The organism is Micromonospora sp. (assembly GCF_048594385.1).
Classification (GTDB): Bacteria; Actinomycetota; Actinomycetes; order Mycobacteriales; family Micromonosporaceae; genus Micromonospora; species Micromonospora wenchangensis.
In genome coordinates this window covers 1-6,875 of the sequence record NZ_JBMDWU010000041.1, presented here as the reverse complement: position 1 = coordinate 6,875, position 6,875 = coordinate 1, and the positions used below count along the sequence as shown (strand labels likewise).

8 protein-coding genes are annotated in these 6,875 nt (G+C 74.9%); 3 read left to right on the top strand and 5 right to left on the bottom strand.

Annotated features, from left to right (window positions below; all coding sequences use genetic code 11):
• Positions 1–279: 279 nt before the first annotated feature.
• The gene (locus ACOJTC_RS01755; RefSeq protein ID WP_420115479.1) at positions 280–1,110 is read left to right on the top strand and encodes a hypothetical protein; all 831 of its coding nucleotides are present in this window, start codon (positions 280–282) and stop codon (positions 1,108–1,110) included.
• Between the two features lie 66 nt (positions 1,111–1,176).
• On the opposite strand, the gene ACOJTC_RS01750 is transcribed toward ACOJTC_RS01755, so the two are convergent.
• The 5 genes from ACOJTC_RS01750 to ACOJTC_RS01730 form a co-directional block, all read right to left on the bottom strand.
• Positions 1,177–1,704, bottom strand: a complete 528-nt coding sequence (locus tag ACOJTC_RS01750; RefSeq protein ID WP_204924584.1) for an ATPase — start codon at positions 1,702–1,704, stop codon at positions 1,177–1,179.
• A 165-nt stretch (positions 1,705–1,869) separates the two neighbouring features.
• A complete protein-coding gene (locus tag ACOJTC_RS01745; RefSeq protein WP_402898027.1) occupies positions 1,870–2,316 on the bottom strand; it encodes a response regulator in 447 nt (148 codons plus the stop codon).
• A gap of 128 nt (positions 2,317–2,444) precedes the next feature.
• Positions 2,445–2,792, bottom strand: a complete 348-nt coding sequence (locus ACOJTC_RS01740; protein ID WP_204924661.1) for an STAS domain-containing protein — start codon at positions 2,790–2,792, stop codon at positions 2,445–2,447.
• An 85-nt stretch (positions 2,793–2,877) separates the two neighbouring features.
• The gene (locus tag ACOJTC_RS01735) at positions 2,878–3,924 is read right to left on the bottom strand and encodes a cobalamin B12-binding domain-containing protein (protein ID WP_420115478.1); all 1,047 of its coding nucleotides are present in this window, start codon (positions 3,922–3,924) and stop codon (positions 2,878–2,880) included.
• Complete coding sequence (locus ACOJTC_RS01730) at positions 3,921–5,708, bottom strand: SpoIIE family protein phosphatase (RefSeq protein ID WP_420115477.1); 1,788 nt, start codon at positions 5,706–5,708, stop codon at positions 3,921–3,923. The genes ACOJTC_RS01735 and ACOJTC_RS01730 overlap by 4 nt, the downstream gene beginning before the upstream one ends.
• Before the next feature lie 251 nt (positions 5,709–5,959).
• On the opposite strand from ACOJTC_RS01730, the gene ACOJTC_RS01725 reads away from it, so the two are divergent.
• Entirely contained in the window at positions 5,960–6,307 is a 348-nt protein-coding gene (locus ACOJTC_RS01725) for an STAS domain-containing protein (RefSeq protein WP_420115480.1), read from the top strand.
• 79 nt (positions 6,308–6,386) lie between these two features.
• Positions 6,387–6,743: an STAS domain-containing protein gene (locus ACOJTC_RS01720; protein WP_420115476.1), complete on the top strand. Its 357-nt coding sequence runs from the start codon at positions 6,387–6,389 to the stop codon at positions 6,741–6,743.
• Positions 6,744–6,875: the final 132 nt, after the last annotated feature.

The window sequence follows — 6,875 nt, the reverse complement described above, 5'->3', positions numbered from 1 at the left end:
CCCGCACCCCCCCCCCGCCCCCCCCCCCGGGGGGCCGCCCCCCCGCCCGGGGGGGGGGGCCGCCCCCGCCGTTCGGTCGGGTCGCGGCCGCCGTCCCGGGACCGCCGACGGCCATCCGATTCATGACCGCAGGAGCGGTATAGCCGACAAAGGCGCTGTGTACGGTTCACGGCTTTTAAAGACCGGTACACGGAATATCAGGGCGGATTCGGGCCGATTGTGGCGTAGGCCACCCATACCACCGCCGGTTCCCGGCCGAAACCTCTCTAACCTCGTCGGGTGCACCCCGACGAGACCGCCGCGCAGCAGCCGGCCCGGAACCGCCCGGCCACCCGTTCGGCCCCGGTAGCCTCGGACGAACGGAGGATCGGCCGGCACCGCGCGCCGGAACCACCCCGACGGGGCATCGGTGCCGCGCTCGCCTCCACCCCCGCCCGGATCGCCCTCGCCGGTGGCGTCACCTGCTGCCTGGGGCTCGTCGCGCTGGCCGGGACGCACCAGGTCGACCGGCAACCCCGGCCGGTGCAGGAGGTGCTGGCCGACCGGACCACCGACGAACAGCGCGCCTCCCGGTCCCGGGAGCGGACCGTCCTGCCGGCCAGCCCCCTGCCGGCCAGCCCCCGACCGTCGGCCACCCACAGCGCCACGCCGAAGCCGACGAAGAAGCCGGCCCGGCCCCGCCCGGTCGCCGGGCTCACCCGGGTGCAGATGGACAACGCCCAGGTGATCGTCGAGGTCGGCGTCGACCTGGGGGTGCCGCGCCGGGGCCTGGTGGTCGCCGTCGCCACCGCCATGCAGGAGAGCGACCTGCACAACCTCGCCAGCGACGTGCTGCCCGAGTCGTACGACCACCCGCACCAGGGCAGCGGCTCGGACCACGACTCGGTGGGCCTGTTCCAGCAGCGCCCGAGCAGCGGTTGGGGCACGGTGGCCCAGCTGATGCGCCCCGCCTACGCGGCGCGGGCGTTCTACTCCGCGCTGGCCGAGGTCCCCGGCTGGCGGCAGCTCAGCATCACCGCCGCCGCGCAGGCCGTGCAGATCTCCGCCTACCCCGGCGCGTACGCGCGGCACGAGGACCGGGCCTCCGCCGTGGTCGACGCGCTGCTCTGAACCCGCCCTGCCGGCACCGCGGGGCGGGCGGCGGCGGGACCGGGTCGCGCCCGGCAGGGTGCCCGGTCAGGCGACCCGGGTGCCCGGCTCGGGCTGGTCCACAGTCACCTCGTCAATGCCGGTGGCGACCCGGGTGGCCGGGACACCCCCGGCGGCGGCGGTCGGGGTGTCCACCGGCACGGTCTCGACGGTCAGCCCGGTCAGGAGCTGGTCGACCCGGGCCGCCCGGTGCCGCCGTTCGTGCAGCGACGCCTCGAACTCGCGGCGGGCCTGCACCGCCTCGGCGTACACCCGCTCGCGCAACTGCCGGGCCTCCTCCCGGGCGGCGTCCAGCTCGGCGCGGGCCCGGGCCAGCAGCTCGCCTGCCGTACGCGGGGCCGCCGGCCGGGCCGCGCCCCGGTCGGCGTCGGCCCGCCGCCGGTCGACCACCGCCAGGAGCAGGGTGGTCTCCTGGCGGATCTGGTCCCAGTCCCGCCCCGCGCCGGCGATCACCTCCGCCCGCGCGGCGAGCCGGGTCAACCGGACTCCGAGCTCGTCCAGGCAGGAATCGACCTGACGCCGGTCGTAGCCGGACTCAACGACGGAGAACCTCATACGTGTCGCCCCCCAGGAAGCTGGTACGTCTGTCCCAGCTCGATCCTCGCGGTAGCCGACGACCCCCGGGGCGGTTCGAGAAAACTATTCAGCAATTGCGGGGTCCCAGGGCCGACGACCGGGGCGGACCCGACGCGTCGGTACGCGCCGGGACGCCCCGGGCGGTCAGGAACGCTTGGGCAGCACCACGACCCGACCGAAGAACTCGTCGATCCGGCGCACCACGTCGTTGAAGTCGTCCAGGTCGATCGGCTTGGTGACGTAGGCGTTGGCCTGGAGGCTGTAGCTGCCCACGATGTCGGTGTCCGCGTTGGAGGTGGTCAGCACCACGATCGGGATGGTGCGCAGGTCGTCGTCCTGCTTCACCTCGCCGAGCACCTGCCGGCCGTCCATCCGCGGCATGTTCAGGTCGAGCAGGATCACGTCGGGGCGCCGGGCGTCGACGTGCCGGCCCTCCCGCCGCAGGAACTCCATCGCCTCCTGACCGTCACCGACCACGTCGATGACCTTGGCGATGCCGGAGTCCGCCAGGGCTTCCTCGATCATCAGCACGTCACCCGGGTCGTCGTCGACCACCAGGATGCGGACGGGGTTCGTGGCGCCTCGGTCCATGGGTCCAACCTGTCTGTGTCGGCGAGCGGGGGACGACGGTCTCGGTACCCCGTTGGCGGCCTGACCGAACGCGGTCACCCGCGAAGCGGGAACGGCGCGGTCATCCGCTGGCGGGGAAATTTAGCCCATCACCGGGCGGACGGCGACCGCGGGTCGGCGGTATCGGGCTGATAGCGCAGCACGTCGGCCAGGCCGGTGATCTGGAGGACCCGGTCCACCCGGCCGGTCGCCCCGTACAGCCGCAGCCAGCCACCCCGCGCGGCGGCGAGGTTGTCCCCCCGGACGAAGGCCGCGATGCCTGTGGAATCGCAGAAGGTCAACCCGGTGAGGTCGAGCAGCAGGTGCCGCTCACCGTTCGCGGCGAGCCGGTCGATCTCGGTGTTGAGTGCCCCGGCCGAGCTGAGGTCCAGCTCGCCGACGAGCCGCAGACACACGCCACCATCGTCCCGCTCGGCGTGCGTCACGGTGAAGGTCAACGTCGTCCCTCTCGCTCCCACCACAGGTAGACCCTTGCAGTGCAGCAAGTATACGCAGCGCTCCCCCGGGGGCCCGCGCGGCGCGTCAGTGCCGCACCCCGCCGGACGCGACGGTCGCCGCCGCGCCGAGCGCCAGGAACCGCGCCGCCCGGGGGAAGTCACGCAGGACGCGCCCGTAGTGACCCAGGGTGGCGGCGACCGACCCGGCCGGCACCCCCCGGCTGGTCAGGATCGCCACCAGCCACGTCACGAAGTCGGTGAACAGCTCCGCGTCGTCGACGTAGACGGCGGCGGCCAGGAAGTCCACCGTGTATCCCAGGTCGCTCGTGGTGGCGTCCCACTGCGCCGGGGTGTAATCCGCCACCGACGGCATCCGGGTCCGCAGGTCGGCCACCGCCGAGTCGATCAGCTCGCCGCGCCGCTTCAGCAGGCTGGCGTACTCGTCGTCGGCGAGGTGGGACAGGTCCGCCGGGGGCACCCGGCGCAGCGCCCGCTCGTCGGCGACCAGGTCGGCCGCGCCCGGGGCGTCCGGGGCCCAGGCGACCCCGAGCCGCCGGGCCCACCGGCCGTCCACGCCGAACCCACGGCCACCGACCACCACGGGTACGTCCGAACGCCGGCACGCCTCGATCATCCGGTGCGCCTGCGGCAACCGCATCGGCAGGGCGCAGGCCAACGCGACCGCGTGCGCGTCGTGCCGGTGCAGGTACGACACCAGGTGGGCGGCCGGCACGCTGGCGCCCAGGAACGTCACCTGCCAGCCGCGCAGCCGCAGCACCTCGGCGACCAGCCGGGGTGGCAGGGCGTGCCACTCACCGTCCATGCAGGCCACCACGATCCGCCCCCGGGTCGGCCGTGGGTCGGCGTACCCGGCGATCGCCGCCACCGCCCGTTCGCTGATGTGCGTCGCGGCGTGCTCCTGCGCCACGCTCCACTCGTTGCGGGCCCACCGCTCGCCCACCTCGGTCTGCGCCGGGGCGACCAGGTCGAGCAGCACCCGTTCCGCCGGGACGCCGGCGTCGAGTAGCCCGGTGACCACGTCGACCGCGCCGTACTCGTCGGCCTCCTCCAGGCAGGCGAGGAAGTCGCCGAAGGCCCGGTACGGGTCGGCCGGGACGGTCGGGGCGGTCACGGTCGGGACGTCCTCTCCTCGGCCTGGCCCGGCACGGCCGGCACGGAGTGCAGGTGCCGCCGGGGGCGGCCACCCGGTCCGGTGGCCCGCAGGGCGAGCACCGCGATGTCGTCGTGGTCGCCGTGGGCCAGCCAGTCGCAGGTGACCTGCTCGACCCGCTCGGCGAGCGCCGGGGCGGGCATCCGGTGGCAGCCGGTGACGGCGTGGACCAGCCGGTCCTGACCGAACTGCTCGTCGCCGCGCCGGCCGCCCCGGGCCTCGGTCACCCCGTCACTGAAGAGCAGGCAGGTCTCCCCGACCGCCAACCGGACGGTGACCTCGCCGATGCGCGGGTCGGGCACCACGCCGATCAGCATCCCGCTCAGCGGCACCGTCTCCACCTCGCCGCCGTCGCGCAGCACCAAGGGCGGCAGGTGTCCGCCACCGGCGAGGGTCAGCGACAGACCACCGTCGCGGTGCGGGCGCACCACCCCGAGCACCATGGTGGCGAACCGGCCCTGCCCGTGCGCCTGGGTGGTCTCCAGCAGGGCGTCGTTGAGCAGCTTCAGCAGCCGGCCGGGCCGCGACTCGACCCGGTAGAGCGCCTGCAGGCACTGGCGGAGCTGGCCGGTGAAGACCGCCGCCTCCACCCCCTTGCCGGAGACGTCACCGAGGAAGAACACCGCACCGCCGTCGGCCAGCCGGTGCGCGCCGTAGAAGTCGCCGCCGATACGCAGGCTCGCCTGGGAGGGCCGGTACGCCGTGCCCCACTGCACCCCGGCCACCTCAACCGGTTCCACCGGCACCAGGCTGGCCTGCAGGGTGTCGGCCACCTCGGCCTGGTTGCGGTAGAGGACCGCGGTGGTGAGCGCCGCGCCGGCCCGGGCGGCGAAGGCCCGGACCAGCTCCACGTCGGCGTCGTCGTACCAGCGGGTCCGCCGGGCCACCAGCAGCACACCCGCCGGGGCGTCCCGGCCGGGCAGCGGGACCACCCGGGCGGTCACCTCGCGGGCGCTGAGCCCCGGTAGCCAGCCGGCCTCGACCGCCTGGTCGACCAGCCAGTCCACCGTGTGAGGCTCCACCCCGGACAGGCCCTCGACGATGGCCGGGGGCAGCGCGGCGGCGGGCAGCACCCCGCTGTCCACCGTGGGTGACTCGTCGTCGGCCCGGGTCGCCCGCCACCACCGGGCCCGCCCGGAGCGGGGGGCGAGCACCAGCACCGCCACCTCGGCCAGGGTGGGCACGGTGAGCCGGACCACGGCGGCGGCGGCCCGGTCCGGGTGCAGCGGGTTGCCCAGCTTCTCGCCGACCACGGCGAGGAAGGCCGACCGGGCCCGCTCGGCGAGCAGCGCGTCGGCCCGGGAGACGCTGTCGGTGACGTCCTCGACGTACAGACAGCTCCGGGAACCGGACAGCGGCACCCGGCGGATGCGCAGTCGCCGGCCGTGGTGACCGAACCCGTCGGGCTCGACAGCGGCCCCGGTCAGTACGGCGAGACCGGCGGCGGCCAGCGGGCGGCCGGGCGACACCTCGGGCAGCAGCCGCTCGGCCACCGGGCTGACGTGCCGGACCACCCCGTCGGCGTCACAGACGACCAGGCCCTCCCGGAAGTGTTCGAGGACCTCGGACCAGGCCGGGTCGACCCGGTCCGGGTCGGGGCGGGCGGGATCGGGGCCGGCCCGGTCGGGGGCCAACGGCGGCAGGCCGGGGGGCGCGCCGACGGAACGCGCCGCAGCCCGACCGGCACTCGGCGTGGAGATCCGTCCGTCGCCCGGGTCGAAGCCCCTGACGTCGGCAGCACTCACCAGCTGAGCCCCACTCCCCTTGTCGCCATCCGGCACATCCCGGATGTAGGCCGTATGTTCCAATCTGTTCCGCTCAGCCTACGCCCGAACGCGGGTACCGCCACCGCACGGCGGCCCGAGCGCGGTTCCGCACCCCTGCGGGCCCACCGTCGGGTTGTTACGATCCGGCGTAGTCCGGCCCGACCGTCGGCCCTGCGGAAAGGCGTGCTGTGGTGCCCCCTGGAAGGAAAACCGAGACCGCCCCGTTGACCATGTCGGTGGACCGCTCCGACCCCGGAGCGCCGGTCCTGTCGGTCGGCGGTGAGCTGGCCTACGCCACCTCCCGCCCGGTGCGGGTGGAGGTCGACCGGGTGCTGGTGGAGCGCCCAGCGGTGGTCGTCTTCGACTTCTCCGGGCTGACCTTCATCGACAGCACCGGCCTGTCGGTCATCGTGCACGCCTGGCGGGAGGGGCAACGGGTCGGGACGCTGGTCCGGCTGCGGGCCGTCCCCCGTTTCCTGACCACCATCCTCGACATGACCGGGATCACCGGCCTGCTGGCCCGTCAGTTGCCGCAGCGGTCCGCCCCGGCACCGCAACGCCCGGCCGCGTCCGCCTGAACCCGTCCGCCCGGACCCGGTCACCGGGTCGGCCGAACCCCGACGTTTCCCGATCATCCGTTGCTGGGAACATGGGGACATGCGCCCGCAGCTGTTGACCATCGAGGTGACCCGGCTCGACGCCGGCACCGCCCGGCTGCGGCTCACCGGCGACCTCGACTTCGACACCGCCCCGGAGCTGATCGAGGCGGCGGCCGGGGTCCGCGCGGAGGGCCACCGCGCCCTGATCGTCGACCTGGGCGGGGTCGGTCTGTGCGACTCGTCGGGGCTGAGCGCGTTCGTGGTGCTCAGCCAGGGCGGCGCCGGTCCGGTCCGGTTGACCGGGGTCAGCGCCCGGCTCCAGCAGTTGCTCGACCGCACCGGCCTGGCCGAGCTGCTGGCGGTGGAGCAACAGCCGGCGGCCGGGGCCGCCGACGACGTCCGCGAGGTGGGCTGAGGCGTCCGGCCGGGGAGGCCCCCCGCCCCTGGGACCAGGGGCCGGGGGCCGGGAGGAAGGCCCGGGCGGGGCTCGCCGTCAGGCGCTGACGACGATCTCCTGCGCCTCGACGGCGGGTTGCCGGCGCGGCCC